At 52.0% G+C, this 24,520-nt stretch carries 15 protein-coding genes; 5 read left to right on the top strand and 10 right to left on the bottom strand.

The features are described from left to right. The first annotated feature begins 16 nt into the window (after positions 1–16). Together ABHF33_RS10785 and ABHF33_RS10780 are read left to right on the top strand one after the other, a co-directional pair. Entirely contained in the window at positions 17–2,332 is a 2,316-nt protein-coding gene (locus ABHF33_RS10785; protein ID WP_348943975.1) for a penicillin-binding protein 1A, read from the top strand. Between the two features lie 17 nt (positions 2,333–2,349). Beyond that, complete coding sequence (locus ABHF33_RS10780) at positions 2,350–2,739, top strand: flagellar brake protein (protein ID WP_348943974.1); 390 nt, start codon at positions 2,350–2,352, stop codon at positions 2,737–2,739. Positions 2,740–2,888: 149 nt separating this feature from the next. Here ABHF33_RS10780 and ABHF33_RS10775 read toward each other — a convergent pair whose 3' ends face one another. Genes ABHF33_RS10775 through ABHF33_RS10765 form a run of 3 tightly spaced genes read right to left on the bottom strand, consistent with a single transcriptional unit; the run spans position 2,889 to position 6,383 of the window. Then, on the bottom strand, positions 2,889–4,856 hold the full coding sequence (locus tag ABHF33_RS10775; RefSeq protein WP_348943973.1) for an EAL domain-containing protein: 1,968 nt from the start codon (positions 4,854–4,856) through the stop codon (positions 2,889–2,891). A gap of 37 nt (positions 4,857–4,893) precedes the next feature. Further along, positions 4,894–5,667 (bottom strand): transglutaminase-like cysteine peptidase, encoded by a 774-nt coding sequence (locus tag ABHF33_RS10770; protein ID WP_348943972.1) that lies wholly within the window; start codon positions 5,665–5,667, stop codon positions 4,894–4,896. 20 nt (positions 5,668–5,687) lie between these two features. Continuing rightward, complete coding sequence (locus tag ABHF33_RS10765; RefSeq protein ID WP_348943971.1) at positions 5,688–6,383, bottom strand: helix-turn-helix transcriptional regulator; 696 nt, start codon at positions 6,381–6,383, stop codon at positions 5,688–5,690. Positions 6,384–6,652: 269 nt separating this feature from the next. Between ABHF33_RS10765 and ABHF33_RS10760 the strand changes: the two genes are divergently transcribed. Beyond that, complete coding sequence (locus tag ABHF33_RS10760) at positions 6,653–13,525, top strand: retention module-containing protein (protein ID WP_348943970.1); 6,873 nt, start codon at positions 6,653–6,655, stop codon at positions 13,523–13,525. 93 nt (positions 13,526–13,618) lie between these two features. Here ABHF33_RS10760 and ABHF33_RS10755 read toward each other — a convergent pair whose 3' ends face one another. From ABHF33_RS10755 to ABHF33_RS10725, 7 genes are all read right to left on the bottom strand, one after another. Further along, entirely contained in the window at positions 13,619–14,956 is a 1,338-nt protein-coding gene (locus ABHF33_RS10755; RefSeq protein ID WP_348943969.1) for an HlyD family type I secretion periplasmic adaptor subunit, read from the bottom strand. Beyond that, entirely contained in the window at positions 14,943–17,114 is a 2,172-nt protein-coding gene (locus ABHF33_RS10750; RefSeq protein WP_348943968.1) for a type I secretion system permease/ATPase, read from the bottom strand. The genes ABHF33_RS10755 and ABHF33_RS10750 overlap by 14 nt, the downstream gene beginning before the upstream one ends. 150 nt (positions 17,115–17,264) lie before the next feature. Further along, on the bottom strand, positions 17,265–18,572 hold the full coding sequence (locus ABHF33_RS10745; protein WP_348943967.1) for a TolC family outer membrane protein: 1,308 nt from the start codon (positions 18,570–18,572) through the stop codon (positions 17,265–17,267). A 274-nt stretch (positions 18,573–18,846) separates the two neighbouring features. Further along, entirely contained in the window at positions 18,847–20,355 is a 1,509-nt protein-coding gene (gene ubiB, locus ABHF33_RS10740; RefSeq protein WP_348943966.1) for a ubiquinone biosynthesis regulatory protein kinase UbiB, read from the bottom strand. An 8-nt stretch (positions 20,356–20,363) separates the two neighbouring features. Next, positions 20,364–20,975: a ubiquinone biosynthesis accessory factor UbiJ gene (locus ABHF33_RS10735; RefSeq protein ID WP_348943965.1), complete on the bottom strand. Its 612-nt coding sequence runs from the start codon at positions 20,973–20,975 to the stop codon at positions 20,364–20,366. After that, positions 20,975–21,712, bottom strand: coding sequence for a bifunctional demethylmenaquinone methyltransferase/2-methoxy-6-polyprenyl-1,4-benzoquinol methylase UbiE (gene ubiE, locus ABHF33_RS10730; RefSeq protein WP_348943964.1), 738 nt, complete (start codon positions 21,710–21,712; stop codon positions 20,975–20,977). The genes ABHF33_RS10735 and ubiE overlap by 1 nt, the downstream gene beginning before the upstream one ends. Positions 21,713–21,728: 16 nt before the next feature. Next, complete coding sequence (locus ABHF33_RS10725; RefSeq protein WP_348943963.1) at positions 21,729–22,106, bottom strand: DUF971 domain-containing protein; 378 nt, start codon at positions 22,104–22,106, stop codon at positions 21,729–21,731. 215 nt (positions 22,107–22,321) lie between these two features. Between ABHF33_RS10725 and phoB the strand changes: the two genes are divergently transcribed. Together phoB and phoR are read left to right on the top strand one after the other, a co-directional pair. Further along, positions 22,322–23,008: a phosphate regulon transcriptional regulator PhoB gene (gene phoB / locus ABHF33_RS10720; protein ID WP_157314277.1), complete on the top strand. Its 687-nt coding sequence runs from the start codon at positions 22,322–22,324 to the stop codon at positions 23,006–23,008. A gap of 76 nt (positions 23,009–23,084) precedes the next feature. After that, positions 23,085–24,371, top strand: a complete 1,287-nt coding sequence (gene phoR, locus ABHF33_RS10715) for a phosphate regulon sensor histidine kinase PhoR (RefSeq protein WP_348943962.1) — start codon at positions 23,085–23,087, stop codon at positions 24,369–24,371. Positions 24,372–24,520: the final 149 nt, after the last annotated feature.

Below are 24,520 nucleotides of genomic sequence, written 5' to 3'. Positions count from 1 at the left end.
AACAATCACTACTGCAATGACAAAGAAAATATTTTTAGCACTGATCGCAGTAATTGTGGGCTTAGCCTTAGTGGCTGTTTGCTTATCAGCAATGGCTGTCGCAATTACATACCCCAAGCTACCATCGCTGGAGGCACTAACTGACTACAAACCCAAAGTGCCGCTACGAATATTTACGCAAGACAAGGTACTAATCGGCGAGTTTGGCGAAGAGCGTCGAGCTTTTACCCCTATTAATCAAGTACCAAAGCCGATGATTCAGGCTTTGCTTGCCGCAGAAGATGAGCGTTTTTACCAGCATGGCGGCATTGACTATCTAGGTGTGATGCGCGCCATACTTGGCAATTTAACCTCTGGACAAGCTCGTTCTGGTGCGAGTACGATCACCATGCAGGTAGCTCGAAATTTTTATTTATCGAATGAAAAAACATTTACGCGCAAATTTAATGAAGCGCTACTGTCATTCAAAATAGAGCATAACTTATCAAAAGATCAAATTTTAGAGTTATACATAAACCAGATCTATCTTGGGCAACGAGCTTACGGCTTTGCATCTGCTGCCCAGATTTATTTTGGCAAATCCCTATCACAACTCAATCATGCAGAAATGGCCATGCTGGCCGGCCTGCCCAAAGCCCCTTCGGCGTATAATCCGGTAGTAAATCCAAAACGTGCAAAATTAAGACAAATGTATGTCTTACGTCGCATGCATGAATTGAAATCAATTTCTGACAGCGAATACGAAAACGCCAAAACTGCGCCAATTAATGTCCTTCGCACTGCGCAGCAATATCCCATCCATGCAGAATATGTGGCCGAGATGGTGAGACAAATGATGTACGAGCGCTACAAAGAAGCAATCTATAGTGAAGGCTTCCAAGTTTACACAACCATCAATAGCCAATTGCAACAAGCCGCTTACGAATCATTACGTGAAGGCCTGATAGATTATGACAATCGCCACGGCTACCGTGGTCCGGAAGGATTTCTTGATCCGGCGCTACTCACTCCAGGTGCCGAAGAGCAGCTGGATGACGCACTCAGTAATATCAAAGAGGCAGACGATCTGCGCATTGCTGTCGTCATTAGTGCCTCCAGCCAAGCCGTAACGGCCTACATTAAAGGGGACGAACAAGTTAGCATTCAAGGTCAAGGCCTTAAATTTGCCCGGAATGCTTTATCGGAGAAAAATGCGCCCGCCAACCGTATCAGACCAGGCGCAATTATCCGGCTACGTGCCAGCGAAAAAGGTTGGGTTATCCGCCAGCTACCGCAAGTAGAAGGAGCACTCGTTGCGATAGACCCACAGCAAGGGGCCATCCAGGCACTGGTTGGCGGCTTTGATTACAATCGTAATCATTTCAATCATGTGACGCAGGCTTGGCGCCAGCCCGGCTCAAGCTTCAAACCATTTATTTACTCGGCCGCACTTGAACGCGGGATCACCCCCTCCACCCAGATCAATGATGCCCCATTGGTGATTGCCGCCTCACAACTTAACGGTCAAAGCTGGGAACCCAAAAACTATGATGGCAGCTTCTCGGGGATGACCTCGGTGCGAAAAGCGCTGACTTTGTCAAAAAATCTGGTATCAATCCGTATTTTGCAAGCCATCGGCACCGACTACGCCCAACAGCATCTGACACGATTTGGCTTTCCTCCCAAAAACCATCCACCCTACCTCACCATGGCCTTGGGTGCAGGCAGCGTAACGCCACTGCAAATGGCCGAGGGCTATGCGGTTTTTGCTAATTCAGGCTACCGCGTTCGGTCTTATTTTGTGGACCGGATTGAAGACGGCAAAGGCAAAGTACTAGCACAGACCCAGGCCGAAGTTGCTGGAAAAAATGCGGTCAGAACGCTGGATCCTCGCAATGCCTTCATCATGACCAGCATGATGGAAGATGTGATTAAAATGGGTACCGCTACAAAAGCCAAGGCCTTGGGACGGAATGACCTAGCAGGTAAGACAGGCACGACCAATGATGCATTTGACGCGTGGTTTGCTGGCTATAGCCCGAAATTGGTCGCCGTAACCTGGATCGGTTTTGATCAGCCACGCTCTTTAGGGGCCAGAGAAACAGGCGGAGCGGCTGCACTACCCGTTTGGGTTAATTTCATGAGCAGTGCGCTACGGAATGTGCCGGAAACGCCAAAAATTGTACCCGACGGCATTCTGAGCAAAAGCATTGAAACTGAGCGCGGTACTTTGGTTGAATACTATTTGCAAGAATTTCCCAATACCAATAGTGAACTGGGCTTAGGCGGTGGTGGTGGCTCGACAGATGCTGAAGCTCAGCCGCTGGATGAAATCAAAGAGCTACTATTCTGATATTGAATAAGCGAAAAATGATGACCAACGCCATGCAACGCCGAGATACATATCGCATCCCCATTCCGCATTCAGTAAGCACTCGCTGTTTTATCAGAATGCGGGATAATGCTGAGGTCATGATTGCCGTGATTGATATTAGCGTTGGCGGGATAGGCCTGATCGGCTTTAGCCCAGATGTTGATTTGCAAGAAGGGAATGAGTTTGCCGGTTGCCGACTGGAGTTACCCGGAATCGGCGCGGTGCATTGCAAGCTGCTCGTTGGCAAACAATCCGAGATTACTTTGGCTAACGGCATTAAAACCATTCGTACTGGCTGCAAATTTGCACAGCTTTCCAGCCAGAATGAAAACTTGCTCCAGCGCTTCATCTACGCGCTGGAGCAACAAGCCAACAACCAACATTGAGCAGCTCAATAAAGTCGTCCACTACTGGTTCCTAGGGCAGATCTGTAGCGCTAGCTTAGAGCAACGATAGAGATCTATACATTAACTGTCTATGGGTATAGCCACCAAAGGCAATATCAGCAATTCATACAGAGCAATACCCCATAAAACTACAAACTAGGCGCAGTTTTCCAAAGCTCAGTCCCGGCGATACCAAAGCCCTGCAAGCCATCAACCCGCAAGGAGAGCAGGGTCTCCTGCTCTGCCTTAGTTTCAACCGATTTCGCAATCACCTGCAAATCCAGACCGTGGGCAATCTTGACCATGGCATCCATAAAGAACTGGTGCTCACGGTTCTGGTCCACGTCCTTACTAAACGAGCCGTCCACTTTCAAGTATTGAACTCTTAATGCACTTAAGTAGCTGAAAGAGCTAAATCCCCGGCCAAAATTGTCCAGACCAAATTTCACACCAAATACCGCCAACTCATCAATAAACGCGTGCAAATCATCCAGTTGATTCACGGCCTCCGTTTCAGGCAATTCAAAACAGAGCTGCTGCCCCAAGGCAGGTTGGGCCGCCAGTTTTTGCCGAATCCAGGCCACAAATTCGGGGTGAGAAATTGAAGCCGGGAACAGATTGATTGCCAGATGCAAATCAGCATCTTTAGCCAGCTCCTTGAGGCATAAATCAATCACGACCCGATCAAACTCTTGAATCAAGCCGTGTCGTTTTGCCATTGGTACAAATAATCCGGCAGGAATTTGCTCGCCCGACTCATCACGTAGACGCAGGAACACTTCACGATGGATCAATTGTGCATCACAATCTTGCACAAGCTGGGTATACAGCTCGACGCGCTGGGCATTGAGTGCCTCCAACAGCACTGCTTTCCATTGTGAAGCGCTCAGCGCACCATGACCGGCTAATTCTTCTGGGGCAAAGAAATGCATGGCATTAGGGCCTTCTCCTTGTGCGGTGCGCAAGGCCAGGTCGACCTCTGATAGCCATTTATTGATTTTTTGCCCATGGAACATCGCCATTCCCAAATGGCCAACATCACTGTACGGCGTTAAGCCGCGCTCGAACAAAGTACTTAGGCGATGCGCAAGCGTGTTGCCCATTTGCCTGGCTTTTTCTTGTTCAACTCCAGCCATAAAGACCGCAAAAGTGTTGCCACTCATTCTGGCAGCAAAAGCCTCGCTATCGGCATGCTCAAGCAATAGGGTTTTAATCAGCGCCCCGGTCTCAACCAGCAATTGGTCAACGACCCGGAAACCCTTCTGATCATTGATCTCTTTCAGATGACTGATTTCAAGAAATAGCAAAGCTCCTCGCGCCAACGGCTCATCGGCTTCCATCAATTGCTTCACATGCAAATCAAAATACCGGCGATTGGCCAATCCGGTTAAGGTATCGAGATACGCTTCAGCTCGCATTCGCTCAATGCTGGCCGCTTGCTCGGCAAACATTTCTTTTACTTTTTGAGTCATGCGGTTCATCGCCTGCACCACGCTGCGCAGATCCAGCGTCCAGGGCAATTTGGCCGGATCGGGGTATTCACGATTACAAATTGCCAGAGCCTGCATTTCCACGTCTCTCAAGGGTCGCAAGACGTAATGCAACACCAGTAAGCCCACGCACAAAGTCAGTAATGAAGCTCCCAGAAACCAGTACAAGGCGTTCATGCTACTCGCCCACAGTGAGGCATAGGCAATGCCGGGGTTCGCCGCGATTTTGACCACACCCGCCTGCTGCCAGCCCGTGGTCATCAACGCTTCTCCCACCGGCGTTTCAATCGGAAACAAGCGGATAAACCAGTCAGGGACATTATTCACCTGAGTCCCGGCCTGTTTTGCAATCAAGGAACGCCCTTCCATATCGTGAATCTGTATCGAGCGGTAATAGCCACTGTCGAAAACAGCATCAACCGTTCTTTCGACAAAAACCTGATTATTTTTATCCAGAATCAACGGGGATAGCTGCATGCCCAATGAGGTAGCAGCATCCTGAGCGATGGTGGCCAATTGTTCGGAGATAAATGCCCGGGAATTTTCTGCATTCAGATACACCGTACCTGCGAACAGAAATATAAATAAAGCCACAATCAACAAGATTAGCTGTTTGAGCAAGGTCATTTTGTCCTCCTAGCGGGCGAGTGGGCGCATGATTGAACTAATCAAACTCCCGCCCCTGTCGTGCCTTCAATTGATCCCAAAGGCTGATTTTGTTTTGTCGCGGCGTGGCATTACCGCTACTACGGTCTTTCGCCAGCCACAAACCCTGCCCGTTAAAACCATAAACAGGGGTTAAATCCGGGCGCTGCGACGCAGGCTTGATCTCCGGAATCAAGTTATCCAGGACCAAAGGAACCGCAGAAGGCGTGGGGTAGTACGTCAACACCATGTGCGCCAGATTAGCCGGGCCATGGCCTGTCGCCTGCACATAAGTAATCCGTAACTTGCTTTCCGGAACGCCTAGGGCGAGCAGGGAGAAGTATTTTGCAATCGCAAAATCCTCACAATCGCCAGCCCCACGCCCCAAAAACTCAACCGGAGTAGCCCAGTAATCTTCGACGCCCCAGACCTGGCGATCAGACGAAAAGATGATTCTTTCATTAAAATAATTATTAACGCGCAGTAGTTTGCTTTGTTCATCGGCTTTTTTGTCACCATCAAGCAAAGCCTGCCAGCTTTCCAGACGCTGCTTGGCATTCGCCCCATATTTGGCCTCGGCCTTGTCCAGCGTTCCTGTTTTCAATTTATATGGATTCTCACCAGTGAGGGGTGTCGATGTGCAGGCAGCCAGTCCCATTGCCGTTAGAAAAACCACTCGGCAAGATAAACATCCATGTTTGCAGCGAAAACTGAACATTTTTTTCAACATGATAAGCAGATGAGATTCGGTTATATGTATGAAAGGTGAAAAGCTCAAGCCTGAAAGAAGCAAACAGATGACCGCTCAGCAATTTAACGATCAACCGAATGGCCTTTTACATCGCCTTGATTCACCAGCAAAGCAAGATGTACCCGATCGCTGAGATGCAATTTGCTGAAAATGGCACTCAAATGACTTTTTACCGTGTGATCGGAAATATTCAGCGCGCGAGCGATTAGCTTATTGCTTTCCCCCTGACCGACCAGTTGGGCTATCTTGCGTTCCTGCGGGGTCAATATTGCCAGGGAGTTATCAGCAGATGCGGCTGATGTTGCCGTATGACGAGCTTCTGCGGTGAAATGCTGTAAACCCTGCATCAACATCGGCAAGGCGCGACTTGAGACCCAAATACCACCGCGCACGGTGACATCAATAATTGTTTTCAATCGCTCATCGTCCAGATCGTGTGTACAACACGCACGAATCCCTGTGGCCAGCCAGCGTAATTCCTCTGCCACAGAGAAAGAATCACACACCAGACAAATGGCCAGCTGCGAGCTAAGTAGTTTCAAATCAGGAATTTGCTCGGGGCGCTGCCAAGCAGCAAGGTCAAACACACAAAACACCGGAGCGAGTTGCTGAATCTGTGCGATTGATGGCCATTGCCGATAGAGCTCTATCGCCCCCCGTCCAGTCAACAACGGACACCAGCGCATTGCCAACTCTCTGGACGGCGAAACAATCACATGATTTGCTGACATAGCATCTCCAAGTGCCGCCGAGATCATCGAATTTGCCGATCTTTGCTTGGCAAATCCTGCGCGACCCGCTTTGAGTTGATCACATCGTCTGCACCATCACGTACAAACCATTGACCCTAGGGTTTTCATTTAGACCATCAGGCTGATTTTCATTTTATGGCCAATTCATACAATGAAACATCCAGCCCGTATTGGCGTGGTGGCATTTGCCATCACTGTGCATTGAGCTTAGTCACCGCCCTTTGCAAAGACCACCCCAATGATTGCTGCAGACGACAAATGAGGAGCACACCATCATGGCAACCGCAAACCAAATCAGCAGCAAAACCAGTAGCGATGCAAGCAAAAGTATTGCCAACAAAGGCACCGTCGCTCAGGTTATCGGAGAAGTCAAAGTCCTCACCGCCAGCGGAGAAATCCGGATTTTGCAGGTGGGCGACAAGGTACAAGCGGGCGACACCATCCAAACCGGTGCCAACGGCGCGATATCAATTACCTTCGATAATGGCGCACAAATGAGCCTGGGACGTTCAGACTCTTTGAGCATTACAGAACAAGTGCTAGCAGAGCTGCTACAGCCTGCCAATAACGCAGCGGATGATGCAGCACGTATTCAGGAGCTGATCGCTCAAGGTGCTGATCCAACCCAAATCGCCGCAGCCACCGCAGCCGGTGCAGGCGGAGGGGAAGATGGTGGACATAGTTTTGTGGTACTTGAAACGCCACTCTCGCGCGTCGACATTCCAACCGGGGTGCCCACTGCGGGTATTTCAATAGACCCCAACCTAACACTAGAGGACTTACCTAACAACCTCCCTCCAGATGCTACAGACGACAATAGCAGCGACGCTGACAATGATGCATTGACCACGCCAGAAGACCAGCCACTGATTATCGCTCCTAGCATTTTGCTATCGAATGATGTTGACCCCAACGGGGACACACTGACCATCATCAGCGTGCAAGATGCCACCAACGGTATAGTGAGCTTGATTAATGGACAAATCGAATTTGTACCCAACGAAAATTACAATGGTAGCGCAAGCTTTACTTACACGGTGAGTGATGGCCGCGGAGAAACCGATACCGCCACAGTCAATATCAATGTGACACCAGTCAACGACCTACCCGATGCACAAGATGACAACAGCGCCAATGCGGCCAACGATGCCCTGACCACCGAAGAAGACACCGTCCTTAATATTGATCCAGCTATCTTGCTAGCAAATGACACCGATATCGATGGTGACCTGCTTACAATCAGCAGCGTGCAAAACGCAATCAATGGCACGGTTGCAATCGTCGATGGACAAATCATCTTTACGCCCGACAAAGATTACAATGGACCTGCCAGCTTCAACTACACAGTCAGCGATGGAAATGGCGGTTTTGACACTGCGACAGTGAATATCACGGTCACACCAGTCAATGATCAACCAGTCAGCCTAGATGACAGCAACTGGACGAAAGACGTCGCCAGCGACAGCGGCTCAACGACCAGCGGTAATGTACTGCTCACTATCGACCATACCGCTGATGCACCATCCGGTAGCTTTAGCGACACAGCGGATACCGATGTTGATGGCAACACCCTCAGTCTCAGCAGCCCTGGCACCTTTGTGGGGACGTATGGCACGCTGGTCATTACCAGCGATGGCTCCTACACCTATACCCTCAATGCTAATAACACGGCGGTCAATGCGCTTGATGATGGCGACACCCTCACTGACACCTTCAGCTACACGGTCAGCGATGGCGATCTAACCGATTCGGCCAATTTGGTGATTACTGTCTTTGGCACTAACGATGCACCCGTTGCCAACGGCACGACTGAAAGCGTCAATGACACCAACTGGGTCAAAGACGTCACCAGCGGCAGTGATCCAACAACGACTGGGAATGTACTACTCAACATCGACCATACCGCTGGCGCACCATCCGGTACCTTTAGCGACAAAGCCGACACCGATGTTGATAACGATACTTTAATCGTCAGCAGCGCTGGCACCTTTGTGGGAACGTATGGCACGCTGGTCATTGCCAGCGATGGCTCCTACAGCTATACCCTCAATGCCAATAACGCGGCGGTCAATGCACTTGATGATGGCGAAACCCTCACAGACACCTTTAATTACACGGTTAGCGACGGCGACCTCGCCGATACAGCCAATCTAGTCATTACAGTTTTCGGCACTAACGATGCACCGATAGCCAATGGTACAACAGCAAGTATCGACGATACGAACTGGGTTCAAGACGTCACCAGCGACAGTAACCCAACAACCACAGGGAATGTCTTACTCAATATTGACCATACCGCTGGCGCACCATCCGGCACCTATAGTGACAAAGCTGATACCGATGTCGATGGAGATGCCCTCAGTGTCAGCAGCGCTGGCACCTTTGTGGGGGCGTATGGCACGCTGGTCATTGCCAGCGATGGTTCCTACAGCTATACCCTCGATGCCAATAACACGGCGGTCAATGCACTTGATGACGGTCAAACGTTGGCCGATACCTTCAGTTATACCGTTAGCGATGGCAATCTCACTGATACAGCCAACCTGGTTATTACTATCTTTGGTACCACCGAGCCCCCTGTCATCGTCAACGCCCAACCCCAAGGCATAGACGACACGAATTGGGTGAAAGATGTCGTGGAATTTAACCAAGAAGAGAGTGCTCCCAGTGCCAGCGGGAATGTACTGCAAAATATCAACCATACAGCAGGTGCACCATCTGGTAATTTCAGTGATCAAGCAGACACCGATGTCGACGGCAATACTCTCAGCGTCAGCAACGCTGGCATCTTTGTGGGGGCGTATGGCACGCTGGTCCTGGCCAGCAATGGTTCCTACACCTATACCCTCGATGCCAATAACAGCGTAGTGAATGCCCTAGCGGAAGGACAAAGCACCTCAGAAACCTTCACTTATACCGTCAGCGATGGCAGCCTCACCGATACAGCCAATCTGGTGATTACCATTTTTGGTACCAATGATGCTCCCGTGGCCAATGCCCAACCTGTGGGCTCTGATGACACCAACTGGGTCAAAGATATGACCGAGGGGAGTAATCCCACCACCTCCGGCAATGTACTTCTCAACACCGACCACCCGGACGATCCTTCCAGCTCGCTCAGCTTTAGCGACAAAGCCGACACCGATGTCGATGGCGATACACTTACTGTCAGCAATCCAGATACATACTCTGGGCTGTATGGCACGCTGGTGCTCGCCAGCAATGGTTCTTACACCTATACCCTTAATGCGAATAATGCAGCAGTCAATGCTCTGGGTGATGGCGATACCCTCACTGACACCTTTAGCTACACCGTGAGCGATGGCGATCTGACTGATACGGCCAATCTGGTGATTACCATTTTTGGTACCAATGATGCTCCCGTGGCTAATGCCCAACCTGTGGGCTCTGATGACACCAACTGGGTCAAAGATGTGACCGAGGGGAGTAATCCCACCACCTCCGGCAATGTACTTCTCAACACCGACCACCCGGACGATCCTTCCAGCTCGCTCAGCTTTAGCGACAAAGCCGACACCGATGTCGATGGCGATACACTTACTGTCAGCAATCCAGATACATACTCTGGGCTGTATGGCACGCTGGTGCTCGCCAGCAATGGTTCTTACACCTATACCCTTAATGCGAATAATGCAGCAGTCAATGCTCTGGGTGATGGCGATACCCTCACTGACACCTTTAGCTACACCGTGAGCGATGGCGATCTGACTGATACGGCCAATCTGGTGATTACCATTTTTGGTACCAATGATGCTCCCGTGGCTAATGCCCAACCTGTGGGCTCTGATGACACCAACTGGGTCAAAGATGTGACCGAGGGGAGTAATCCCACCACCTCCGGCAATGTACTTCTCAACACCGACCACCCGGACGATCCTTCCAGCTCGCTCAGCTTTAGCGACAAAGCCGACACCGATGTCGATGGCGATACACTTACTGTCAGCAATCCAGATACATACTCTGGGCTGTATGGCACGCTGGTGCTCGCCAGCAATGGTTCTTACACCTATACCCTTAATGCGAATAATGCAGCAGTCAATGCTCTGGGTGATGGCGATACCCTCACTGACACCTTTAGCTACACCGTGAGCGATGGCGATCTGACTGATACGGCCAATCTGGTGATTACCATTTTTGGTACCAATGATGCTCCCGTGGCTAATGCCCAACCTGTGGGCTCTGATGACACCAACTGGGTCAAAGATGTGACCGAGGGGAGTAATCCCACCGCCTCCGGCAATGTACTTCTCAACACCGACCACCCGGACGATCCTTCCAGCTCGCTCAGCTTTAGCGACAAAGCCGACACCGATGTCGATGGCGATACACTTACTGTCAGCAATCCAGATACATACTCTGGGCTGTATGGCACGCTGGTGCTCGCCAGCAATGGTTCTTACACCTATACCCTTAATGCGAATAATGCAGCAGTCAATGCTCTGGGTGATGGCGACACTCTCACTGACACCTTTAGCTACACCGTGAGCGATGGCGATCTGACTGATACGGCCAATCTGGTGATTACCATTTTTGGTACCAATGATGCGCCCGTGGCCAATGCCCAGCCCGTGGGCTCTGATGACACCAACTGGGTCAAAGATGTGACCGAGGGGAGTAATCCCACCACCTCCGGCAATGTACTTCTCAACACCGACCACCCGGACGATCCTTCCAGCTCGCTCAGCTTTAGCGACAAAGCCGACACCGATGTCGATGGCGATACACTTACTGTCAGCAATCCAGATACATACTCTGGGCTGTATGGCACGCTGGTGCTCGCCAGCAATGGTTCCTACACCTATACCCTTAATGCGAATAATGCAGCAGTCAATGCTCTGGGTGATGGCGACACCCTCACCGACACCTTTAGCTACACCGTGAGCGATGGCGATCTGACTGATACAGCCAATCTGGTGATTACCATTTTTGGTACCAATGATGCACCCGTGGCCAATACCCAGCCCGTGGGCTCTGATGACACCAACTGGGTCAAAGATGTGACCGAGGGGAGTAATCCCACCACCTCCGGCAATGTACTTCTCAGCACCGACCACCCGGACGATCCTTCCAGCTCGCTCAGCTTTAGCGACAAAGCCGACACCGATGTCGATGGCGATACACTTACTGTCAGCAATCCAGATACATACTCTGGGCTGTATGGCACGCTGGTGCTCGCCAGCAATGGTTCCTACACCTATACCCTTAATGCGAATAATGCAGCAGTCAATGCTCTGGGTGATGGCGACACTATCACTGACACCTTTAGCTACACCGTGAGCGATGGCGATCTGACTGATACGGCCAATCTGGTCATTACTATCTTTGGCACCAATGATGGCGTAACCATCACCGGACTGGATGGCCAGGGCAATGAAGAAATTGTGTATGAGCGCAATCTGAACGAAGGTAGCGCCCCCGACAATACAGCGCTGACTCAAACCGGAACATTTACCCTCAGCACCCCAGATGGATTTGGGGGTTTGAAAGTAGGCACTGTACAGCTCATCAACGCAGACGGCTCCCTGACCGGCAACTCCGTTAGCTCAACCACCGGGACACTCAGCATACTCAGCTTTGATGGGACTACCGTGAACTACAGTTATACGCTGGATGACAACACCACCAGCCATAGCGTTGTTGATGCTGCGGACCACGTCACTGACAGCTTTATGGTCTCCGTCTTTGATCGTGACGGTGATCACGAGGAAGCAAGCCTCGACGTCACCATCGTTGATGACCTGCCAGCCCTAAGCGTCAACAGTATTGAAGTCAATCGACAAGTTGGCACCACGACCGGCAACTACGATTGGGACTCTGGCGCAGATACGCTTACCTTTAGCCAGGCTTTTGCTAATGGTGCCCTGCAATGGAATCACCCGGCTGATGACGGGTACACCTTTGCCCTGAAAACAGGTACAACTTACGCCGCCACCTATGTAGATGGTCTTGTAACCAAAACCTTCTTTGAAGTCACCGTCAATAGTGATGGCACTTACAGCTTTAATCTGGTCAATCCGGCACCAACACAAATCATCACAACTCCAAACCTGTTCAGTGTGCTGACACCAACAGACTTGGATGGCAATGGCTCAACCGAAGCGGCCGTTGTTGCCGACAGCAATTTTGGCGGCGCATTCAAATTGGTTCTAACCGGCTCGGCAAACGATGGTGCAAGTTATGGTGGCAGCACTTTACTCAATAAATCGGCCACTGATATCGGGGTAAATGGTAATAGCATTCAAGAATCGCAAAATGAACGCCTCAAACTGGATGTGGTGCGCAATAGTGGGTTTGAAAACGTCACACTCGATGCCCTGACCATTAACGTGTCGTCCACCGGTAGCCTCAGTAGCGGCGATAAAGTTGATCTGAAAGTCACTTATGCAGACGCATCATCGTCAACGCTGCAAGTTACTTATGACAACTCGGGTAAACTGGTCTTTGATATCGATAGCAGTAAAATTGTCGATTATGTCGAGTTAATTCCGGTCACCAATAATGTCACGTTAAAAGTCATCGGAATTACCGTGGGTTACACCGAAACCATAGACCCGGATGATAATTTGCTCAATTTCAGCCTCACAGGGATTGATGCGGATAACGACAGCGCAGTGGCTAACTTCACGGTCAACTTGATGTCCGGCACCTCAGGTAATGACACACTGACCTTTGGTAGTGGCAATGACCAGATTTCGGCAGGAGCCGGTAATGACAGTATTTTTGCCAACGCTGGCAATGATATTCTGAATGGTGGCGCCGGTAACGATATCCTGAACGGCGGAACAGGCTCTGACACCTTTGTATTTGCCAGCACACCAACGGCAAACGGCATTGATACCATCCAAAACTTCACTGTGAATACCATTGCAGCTGGCGGTGATGTACTTGATATTACGGACCTGCTCAGCGGCGCAGGGATCAGTGCCGCAAGCTTCAATGCAACAGAAGGAGCCTTCCTGCAATTTGTCAGCGATGGCTTGGGTAACACCAAAGTCATGTTTGATGCTAATGGCGATACCGGAGGCCATGGTGACGCAGTGCAAGTTGCTACTTTAAGTGGCATTGCCGACCCTTCCAGTCTACTCAATACCTTGCTGGATAACGGTGAAATTAAAACCAGTCACTAAAACTGAATAGCAAGACATACAAAAATACCCAGCCATACGTGGCTGGGTATTTTCACATAAATCAATCAAATTCTGAGCCAGAGGGCAATACCCCTATCTCTCTCTCATCGCTTCGTCTTTGGCTTTTACAATCGGCTTGATCAGGTATTGCAACACGGTTTTCTTGCCGGTACGGATATGCACGGTTGACAACATGCCGGGAATAATTGGCAGCACTTGCCGGGTATTCCCCAGATGGTTGGAGCGAGTACGCACCCTAACCAGATAGTAGCTTTCTTTCTTTGCTTCATCCGTAATTGAATCGGCAGTAATGGTTTCAACATCAGCCAGCAGACCGCCATAGATGGAGAAATCATAAGCGGTCAGTTTCACCATGGCTTCTTGCTTGGGACGCAAAAAGCCAATATCGGAAGGCCTAATTTTGGCTTCCACCAGTAAATTGTCTTCCAGAGGAACGATTTCCATCACATCCATGCCCGGCTGCAAAACCCCACCCACTGTATTGACCTTGATCAGCTTGACGATGCCATTGACCGGGGCGCGGATGGTGGTCCGCTCGAAACGGTCGCTCAAGGCCACGGTTGTCGCCGAGGTTGCTTCCAGCTCGGCTTTGACCGCAGCCAGCTCATTGGCCGCATCGGCTTTGGCTTTGGCATAAACCCCGGCTATTTTGCCATTCGTTTCTGCCAGACTGCTTTGCAAGCCTGGAATGGCGATACGCGTTTCATTGATTTCGCCGTTCAGATCGCTGATTTGGCGTTGCAAATGCATGAAATCGATTTGGGATATGACGTTTTTTTCCGCCAACGGCTTGCTCATCGCATATTCCTCTTGCGCCAGCCTCAAACCTGACTCTAGCTTGCTCAGTTTGGCACGCATACCGGATATTTCATGGCTACGTTTTGCCGCTTCGCTTTGCAAAATGGCAATCGATGATTCCAGTTCACGCTTGCGCGAATTGAATAATTGTCGCTCAGCCTCAATCAAGGCCGGATTGCTTTGGTTCAGCTTTTCTGGTGGCTTAAATTCTGTGCCACTGGCTTCAGCACTCAGTCGTGCCATTTTGGCGGTTAGCGCATCGTATTTAACCGTGCTTTCGCCTAGAGACGAAGAAAAGCGTTTCTCGTCCAGCTTCATCAGCACCTGGCCTTTTTGCACCACCTCCCCAACCTTGACCGGAATATGCGCCACAATGCCACCTTCCAGATTCTGAATCACCTGGACTTGAGTTGACGGAATGACTTTACCTTCAGCCACCGTCACTTCGTCAATCTCCGCCAAGGCCGCCCATACGATGGCAATCAGGATCAAGGCGGCACTGGCGTACAAAATGCCATTCGATAGCGCAGTGGAACCGCCGTAGACAGCGGCAGCACCATCCCCCAGAAAGTTCAAATCTTCATTACTCAGTGCTTTTTTATTTCGCGGCATGGAGTTTGCCCCCCGCGAGTAGGTTGATCACTTCATCCTTAGGGCCGTCAGCAATCAGGCGGCCGTTGTCCAGCACCAGCAAGCGATCAACCAGGCTAAGCATCGACATGCGGTGGGTAATCAGCACCAGCGTATGATTTTGATTCAGCCGCTTTGCAAAACGCTGCTTGAACTGTTCTTCACTGCGGTTATCCAGCGCACTGCTTACTTCATCAAACAGATAGATCGCCGGATTAAGCAGTAGCGCGCGGGCAATCCCGATGGTTTGTTTTTGCCCCCCAGAAAGCCCCTCTCCGCGTTCGCCAATCACCATTTCAAACCCCTTAGGATGACGGTTGACGAAATCGCTGACTCCGGCAATTTCGGCCGCATCCAGCATCGCAACGTCATCAATATAGGGTGCCGAAAGCACGATATTTTCACGCACCGAGCCATAAAACAGAAAAACATCCTCTGGCACATAACCAATATTGTGCCGCAACTGCGCCGGATCAATTTGCCGGATGTCGACGCCATCAATCCATACTGCACCCGAGGTGGGCTCCTGAAAGCCTAGGATCAGTTTTTCCAGCGTGCTTTTACCCGAGCCAATACGCCCAATAATCGCCACGCGTTCACCTGGGGCGATACGGAATGACACTTTATCCAAAGCCAGCGCATCATGACCAGGGTAGGAAAAACTAACATCACGAAACTCGATCTCACCACGAAAATTGGGGCGCTGGACAAAATCTTTCCCCTGCGCGCGCTCCAGCGGCAAAGCCATAATGCTCTCCATACCTTTTAAGCCTGCGCGCGCCTGATGATAGCGGCTAATCAGGCTGGCCACCTGAGCGAAGGGCCCCAAAGTACGACTGAGCAATAAATTGCAGGCAATCAATCCACCCACCGTTAATTCGCGCTGACCAATCAGATAGACCCCGCCCACGACCATGACCACGGTTGCAAATTGCTGAAAAAAACCGGCCTGAATCACAATCAGGGATGACAAGCTACGGGTTTTGACGGCCAGACGACCAAACTCGCCGATGATTTTTTCCCAGCGATGCTGGGCATTGCTTTCGGCCGTGCATGCCTTCAGCGTATCAATACCGCCCAAGGTTTCAATCAAACCCGCTTGCTTTTGCGCGGATACACGAAAGCTTTGCTGAATCAATTCGCCTAAAGGTCTTTGCAGAATCAGGCTGATAATCACAATCAAGGGGATAAAAATAATCGGGATCAGCACCAGCCAGCCGCCCAGCCAGTAGGTGACCAGCAGAAATAGCACAACAAATGGAATATCAACGATCACGGTCACGGTGGCCGAGGTGATGAAATCCCTGAATCCTTCAAACTCCTGAAAGTGACTCACCATGGCCCCCACGGACTGGGGGCGAGCTGCGACTTTCAGCCCTAAGACGTGCTCGAAAATCTGCGCCGACAACATGACGTCAATGCGTTTGCCAGCCAAATCAATGTAATACGCGCGCAAAGCCTTGATCAGAAAATCAAAGGCCAGCAACAAAGCCACGCCGATAGAGAGCACCCATAGAGTGTCATAAATCTGATTGGGCACCACACGGTCATAGACATTCATCGTGAATAGCGGCACGGCCAGTGCAAACAGATTGATCAGGCAGGCCGCCAGCAACACATGACCATACATTGGGTAGCATAGCTGCAGGGTCCCCCAAAACCAGTGCTGTGCTTTGGGGATGTAATTGTCACGAGTACGGGCGTCAAATTGAAACTCGGGTTTCACAAAAATAACAAAACCACAGTAAAGCTGTTCAAGTTTGCCCTGTTCAAGCTCCAGCTCACCGCCCGCCGAATTGCTCTCCAGTATCGTCCAGCGCAAACCGGAACGTCTGATCGCCACACAGGCTCCGCCCTCTTTCAGTAACAGCACCACAGGAAAAGACAGCTCAGGAATATCATCCAGGCTGCGCCGCTGCAACTTGGCAGTCAAACCGGCATGCGCAGCGGCTCGAGGGAAAAGGACGGCACTCAGGCGATTACCCACCAAGGGCAGTCCACTCGTCAGTGTTTGGGCAGAGAATGGCCGATGAAAAAACCGTGTTAGCTGAATCAGGCAGGTGGTGAGTGGATCATCGGGGACGAAGGTGGAATGCGGAATGGCGGCTTCGTGTGGCGGCGGCGGTGGATTGGAAGTCACAATGAATTCCTACGCGAATAGACCTGATTGGTCGTCAATACGATAAGGCCGTGAAACAGGAAGTGATCGAGCCAAGGAGTGCACTACACATCCATGCTCAGCATCTCGGGGCAGAGATCTCCGCCCCGAGACAGGCAATGAGCCGTGGCCCTATTCGGTGACCACGGTTTCATCCAGCGGTTTGAGATTGAACGTGGTAAGCAGTTGATTGCCATCAGCCAGCAATCGGAAGCGTGCTCTCAATTCATCATATTGCCCGCCAACGAGGTCACGCTGCGCGGTGAAATATTCATTTTCACTATCGAGCAAATCCAGCAATGAGCGCTGCCCTAGAGAAAACTGCTTGCTGTATTCGTCGCGCGCTGACTTACTTGAATTAGCGTAGCTGGTCAGTACCGGTACCCGCTCTGCGGCAATCATCATCGCATTCCACGACAAAGAGGCATTCTGGCGCACCTGCCGCTCGACACGGCGGACGATTTCTTCGGCAGAATAAACCAGCTCTTTGGTTTCAGCGACATAGGCTTTGTCGGCTCCGCTTTTGAAGAAATAACGCACTTTCACCATCCCGTAATAGCGCTCGGTTTCCTCAACCCGCAGGCCATCAAGCGAATCGGTGTAAACCGCGCCAGCTTCCAGATCCACACGCGGGTACATTTGTGACTCGGCCAAACCATACTGCGCCTGGGCTCCGGCAACGTCGGCACGCGCAGCTTGCAGCAAGCGGTTATTGGCAACCGCCCAGTTGGCAGCCTCGTCCATCGTAACGGGCAAGCCCTCGGGGACCGCCGGACGCAATAAATCTGCTGGCTGCTCCCCCACCAGACGCATATAGGCAATTTGTGCTTCATTCAGGCTCGATTGTGCAGCTGACACATTGGCTTTGGCCAAGGCAACCCTGGCATCGATTTGTTCATCGTCCGATTTACGGCCAAAGCCGCCTGCCGTGCGCATTTTGACCTGATCTGCTGTGCTTAAATGCGCGTCGAGATTCGCTTTAGTCAGCGTCAGCAATTCTTGCTGGCGCAACACATCCAGATAGGCTTCTGTGGTTTTAAGAGCGACGTCTTCCGAAGTATTGGCCAGACGGTGGGCTGCGCCCAATTGTCGCGCTTTTTGGCGATTAACTTCATTTTTGGTACCCATGCCGTCGAACAACATCTGGGTTAGCAGCGCCTGCGCTTCCTTGCGGGTGTAATTTACCCCGCCACCGAATGCCGCACGGGTGGAGAAATTATTCGTGTGTTCGCGCCCGATGCCTGCAGACAATTCAACCTTGGGGTAGTAGCCGCTTTTGGCTTTATCAACTGCCGCATTACTCGCTCGCCGTTGCCCTACATCAGTCTGGATATCAGGGCTGGTTTGCAGTAATTTTTCAACGACCTGGGGCAACGGTGCAGACCATGCTTGCGGCGCAAACACCGCCAGCACGGCCATGGTGCAAATACATTTTCGCATGTCTCTAGCTCCTGTATTGAAGAGGTAGCCGATTTACTTTCGGCAGCTTTTCTTGGGTCTTATTGGGAAATAGCGTTCCGTTTTTATTCATTCAATACAGATCATCGACTAGTGAATAGCAAGCACAATTTTTCCTAACGGGTGTCCCCTGGCTGGACAAACGATTGCCATGCCCAAAGCCCGCATCATCAATGTTTTGGGCCATTCACCGGAGGATTAGCACATAAAAAAAGCCACCGTAAACGGTGGCTTGGATTGACAGATCCGGAGCAAATCAGCGCCAGAATGTGCCCAGCAACGACAGCGCCAGCAGCACGGCGATTACGGCGAGCAGGTAATTGCGTTTTTTCTGCTCCCACATCAGGCCTTTGTAGCCAGCAAGCAAGAGCTCGGTGTGGTTTTGATTGAGCACTTCATTGAGCTTGCGCGGCAAGGTGGGTAGCAGCGTCGCCCACTGCGGCGCTTCGTGTTTCAGCGACGCAATCAGAGCGCGCCAGCCGATTTGCTCATTCATCCAGCGCTCAAGGAAAGGCTTGGCCGTTTGCCATAAATCGAGGTCAGGGTCGAGCTGGCGACCGAGCCCTTCGATATTCAGCAACGTTTTTTGCAGCAACACCAGTTGCGGTTGAATCTCGACATTAAAACGGCGTGAGGTTTCAAACAGCCGCAGCAGCACAAAACCAAACGAAATCTGGCTCAGCGGCTTGTTAAAGAAGGGCTCGCACACGGTACGCACCGCCGCTTCCAGCTCTTCAACGCGCGTGTCCTTAGGCACCCAACCGCATTCAATGTGTGCGGTGGCCACGCGGCGATAATCGCGATTAAAAAATGCCAGAAAATTAATCGCCAGATACTGCTTATCGGTATCGCTCAGCGAGCCAACAATACCAAAGTCTAGCGCGATATACCTATTGTCCTGCGCCACAAAAATATTGCCCGGATGCATATCGGCATGGAAAAAACCATGGCGGAATACCTGGCTAAAGAAAATCTCCACCCCATAGCGGCTGAGCTTTTTCAAATCCATGCCGGCGGCTTTCAACTCGTCGATTTTGCCAATCGGAATGCCGTCCATCCATTCGAGCACTAGCACTTCACGTGCGCAAAAGTCGTAGTACACCTCGGGCACGATCAGCTGATCCGAGTCGGTAAAATTGCGGCGCAATTGGCTAGCATTCGCCGCCTCGTGCATCAAGTCGAGCTCGTCATGCAAATGGCGATCAAACTCGGCGACCACTTCACGCGGTTTGAGACGTGGACCGTCGGCAAACAGCTTTTCAACGCAAACGGCCAACACCCGCATCAGCGCCAGATCGCTTTCGATCACCGGCAAAATCGCCGGGCGCAACACCTTCACGGCCACGGTTTTGCCATCGTGCAGTTTGGCGCGATGCACTTGCGCCACCGACGCGGATGCAACCGGCTGCGGATCGAACTGAGCAAACAGCTCCGCAATCGATTTACCCAGGCTTTTTTCGATTTGATTGATCGCCGTTTGCGAATCAAACGGCGGCACATTGTCTTGTAATTGCGCCAGCTCGTCGGCAATGTCGGGCGGCATCAAATCACGGCGCGTTGACAACACCTGACCGAATTTGACAAACACCGGGCCCAAGGATTCGAGCGCCAAACGCAAACGTACCGCACGTGGCTGATCCAGCTTGCGCCAAAAAAACAGCGCCGATATTAGTTTGCGCAGGCCATGCACGCGCTCGTGGCCAAGCAAAAATTCGTCCAGACCAAAATGCACCACGACATAGGCAATTTTAAAAAAACGGAACATGTTCGCCTTTATTGCTCGCCGCTTTCAATGCGGCCCAAGTCGGCCTCAAGCCGAGCCAAACGCTTGTCCAGCCGCGCCAAATCATTGCGCAAAGTATCCACCTCATCACAGAACGCCGTCACAGCTTCCTTGCGCGGCAGCATCCGGTCTTCATCACGCAGGTATTCCACTACCGTTTCGGTCAAACGCCAGCCCATCGCTAAAGGGGCTTTGGCCAGACTTTGGCTGGTGCTCACGATACGATGCGCAGCAATATCACCAACCAGGCGCGATAAATCTTCAGCCACATCCCACGACAAAGCGCCCAGCGCCGCCCCCGCCTTGCTAGCCAACTCTGGATCGCCCGCTAGCACGACCTGCCGCGATGCCGCCTGCGGATCAGTCAGACGCAGCGTAAAAAATTGCAGTGGCAGACTCAGGCTTGCTTCAGGCTGGCCTTCCGAATGCGCCAGCAAACCGCTGGGCATGACGACGACATTGGCGGCCAGTAGCGGCAATTTCACCGCAAAAGTGCGGCCAGCCAGGCGGGACAAATCCGCCTGCGCTGCAGGGGCCTGCCCCAGCAGATGATTGAGCAAAGCCGCCAGACTCGCTTGACCCGCCACTTGACTCAATCCCATCAGAATTTGGTTCCTTTATGCAGCGCGCACACGCCACCGGTCATATTGTGGAAATCGGCGCGGCCAAAACCGGCGTCGAGCATCATCTGTTTCAGCGTTTCCTGATCGGGATGCATGCGGATTGACTCAGCCAGATACTGGTAAGACTCGGCATCATTGGCCACCAATTTCCCCATAAAAGGCAGCAGCTTGAACGAATACAGATCGTAAGCCGGCTTAAGCGGTGCCCACACCTTTGAGAACTCCAGCACCAGCAAGCGGCCGCCGGGTTTGAGCACGCGATGCATTTCCTTGAGTGCGGCATCCTTGTGCGTCATATTGCGCAGACCAAACGCCACCGAAACAATATCGAAGTATCCGTCTGGAAACGGCAGCTTTTCTGCATCACATTGAGCTACTGGTAGGGGGTATCCCATATCCAGCAAGCGGTCACGGCCGACGCCCAGCATCGAGCTATTAATGTCAGTCAACCAGACCTGGCCCGTTTTACCCACTTTTTTGGCAAAAGCTTTCGAAAGATCGCCCGTACCGCCAGCAATATCCAGAACCTTGTCGCCCGCTTTGGCGCCGCTGGTTTCAATGGTGAAGAATTTCCATGCGCGATGCAGGCCAGCCGACATCAGGTCATTCATCACGTCGTATTTTTGCGCGACCGAGTGAAACACTTCGGCGACTTTCTGCGCTTTTTCTGATTCATTGACGGTGCTAAAACCGAAATGGGTTTTTGAATCGCTCATTGCGTTCTGCCTTTATTTAAAGTGGTTCACGAGATGCGCCAGCAGCGGCCAGCTCGTTCAGGTATTTTTGCCAGTAGCTTTCATAATTGGCACCCAGTTCATAGAGGTATTGCCATGAAAACAAGCCGGAATCATGGCCGTCGTCAAATACCAGCTTGAGTGCGTAATGCCCAACGGGCTCGACGGCCTTGATATTGACGTTGATTTTGCCCACCTGCAGCACTTCATTGCCTACGCCGTGGCCACGCACTTCGGCGGACGGACTCAGTACGCGCAGATATTCGCATGGCAACTGGTAGCTCGCGCCATCGGCGAAGGCGATTTCAAGCAGGCGCGAAGCCTGATGCAAGGTCACGGCGGTGGGATGCGGGGTTTCTGCGGTAAGGCCAGCCATAAGCGTCAATTTGCCAGAAGGAAAATAGCCATCATCATACCGCGCTTAAGGTTTGCTCACCACTCGCGAACCGGGGCAAGCACGTCGCCGTCCTGCCATGCCCGGCTTTCACTTTCTGAAAAATAAGTCGTGGATTTGCAGACTTGTAATATTAAGTTCACACTAAAGCCTTATTCTCGCAATCAATACATTGAACTTTTCCGCGAGGACACGCCATGGCCGCCAATATCCTGTTGGTCGAAGATGAACCAGCAATTCAAGAACTGATTGCCTTTAACCTGTCACAAGCAGGTCATCATGTAATGCGTGCCGATTCGGTAGAAAGTGCCCAAGGCATTGTACGCAATGCCCTGCCCGATCTGATTTTGCTCGACTGGATGCTGCCAGGCATGTCGGGCATTGATTTTGCCCGCAAACTGCGCGGCGACGAGCGCACGCGCGCCATTCCGCTGATCATGCTCACCGCACGCTCGGACGAGCAGGATAAAATCGCCGGCCTGGAAACCGGCGCCGACGATTACATTACCAAGCCATTTAGCCCGCGCGAATTGCAGGCGCGGATCAAGGCCGTGCTGCGCCGCCGTGCGCCGCAAGCCACCGATGATCCAGTGGAAATCCACGGCTTGCGCCTTGATCCGGTGACCCACCGCGTGTCGGGCAATGGCCAGCCGCTGGAGTTGGGCCCAACCGAATTCCGCCTGCTGCATTTTTTCATGACGCACACCGAACGCGTGCACACGCGCGCGCACCTGCTTGATCAGGTGTGGGGTGATCATGTGTTTGTGGAAGAAAGAACCGTCGACGTGCATATTCGCCGCCTGCGCTCTTCACTGGAAGGAACTGGTCACGATCATCTGATTCAAACGGTGCGCGGCTCGGGTTATCGCCTGTCGGTCAACTAAAGCCAGCACCCGCGTCTGCTCCGGCAGCGCTTTTGAAGGGTCGGCACCGACCTGCGTGTTTCATTAAAGGCCGCACATGCTCTGGCTTCGTTCGATTATTTATTATTCTTTAACCGCCCTGATCGCCCTGTTTATTGGCGCAATCGGCGGCGCGGCCTGGGGGCTGGGCTTTGCGCTGCTCGTCGTTTCGCTGGCCTGCCTGTTTCATATTTTCAATCTGCACCGTTTACACCACTGGCTGGAAAACCCGCAAGTCGATAATGTGCCCGGCAGCTTTATGCTGTGGCAGGAAGTGTTTGACCAGATTTACGCCGAAGTGCGCAAGCAGAAAAAAGCCAAAGAGCGCCTCGCTGGCACGCTGGATCGCTTTTTATCTGCCGCCGAAGCGCTGCCCGATGGCGTGGTGATTCTGGACGACAATGATCGCATCGAGTGGTGCAACCCCGCCTCTTGCGAGCACCTGAGCCTGAACCGCAAGCTGGACATGGGCCAGCCCATCACGCACCTGCTGCGCTATCCCAGCCTGCGTGACTATCTGAAAGAACAGGATTTCAGCCATCCGGTAATTATTCGCATCAGCCGCCCGAGCGAGCAGACTTTATCGGCGCAGGTGGTGCCGTTTGATTCAACACGTAAGTTGCTCTTGAGCCGCGATATTACGCAGCTTGAGCGTGTTCAGACCGTCCACCGAGATTTCGTTGCCAATGTCTCGCACGAACTGCGCACACCACTGACCGTCGTTGGCGGTTTTATTGAAACCATGATCGACATGCCTTCATCGGACGCCAAAACGCGCGAAACGCATTTGCAACTGATGTACGAGCAAACGCAGCGCATGCAGCGGCTGGTGGAAGATTTGCTGACGCTCTCCAAGCTGGAAAGCGGAGCGCAGGTACGCGAAGAGGAAGTCGACATTCCGCAACTGATGCAATTGCTGCGCACTGAGGCCAATGGGCTTTCACAAGGCCGCCACACGGTAGAAATAGGCCGCCTTGATCGCCCACGCCTGATTGGCAATCACGACGAGCTGCATTCGGCATTGGGCAATCTGGTCTCCAACGCCATCCGCTACACGCCACCGGGCGGCACCATCACCATCGGCTGGGAAAAGCGTGACGATGCAGTGTGCTTTACATGTCGCGACACCGGCATCGGCATTGCCCCGGAGCATATTCCGCGCCTGACCGAGCGCTTTTACCGTGTGGACCGCGGCCGCTCGCGCAATACTGGCGGCACCGGGCTGGGGCTGGCGATTGTGAAGCATATTCTGCATCGGCATCAGGCGCATATGCTGATCACTTCCGAGCTAGGCAAAGGCAGCGAGTTTGCGGTGAAATTCCCACCGGCACGGGTTATTGAATAGACAGGCGAATGCATGCGCGGCCTCAGCCGAGGCCGAAGTAGTCACCGAGTGAGCACGCCACTTGCCCAAGTCACAATCTGCCCGTAAATTGCGGCAATCGCATCTTTTTTGCGTCTGCGCAAAGGCACAGGGCTTGGCTTTGGTTGATA

The organism is Chitinibacter sp. FCG-7, assembly GCF_040047665.1.
GTDB lineage: Bacteria > Pseudomonadota > Gammaproteobacteria > Burkholderiales > Chitinibacteraceae > Chitinibacter > Chitinibacter mangrovi.
This window is presented reverse-complemented; position numbering and strand designations above follow the sequence as displayed.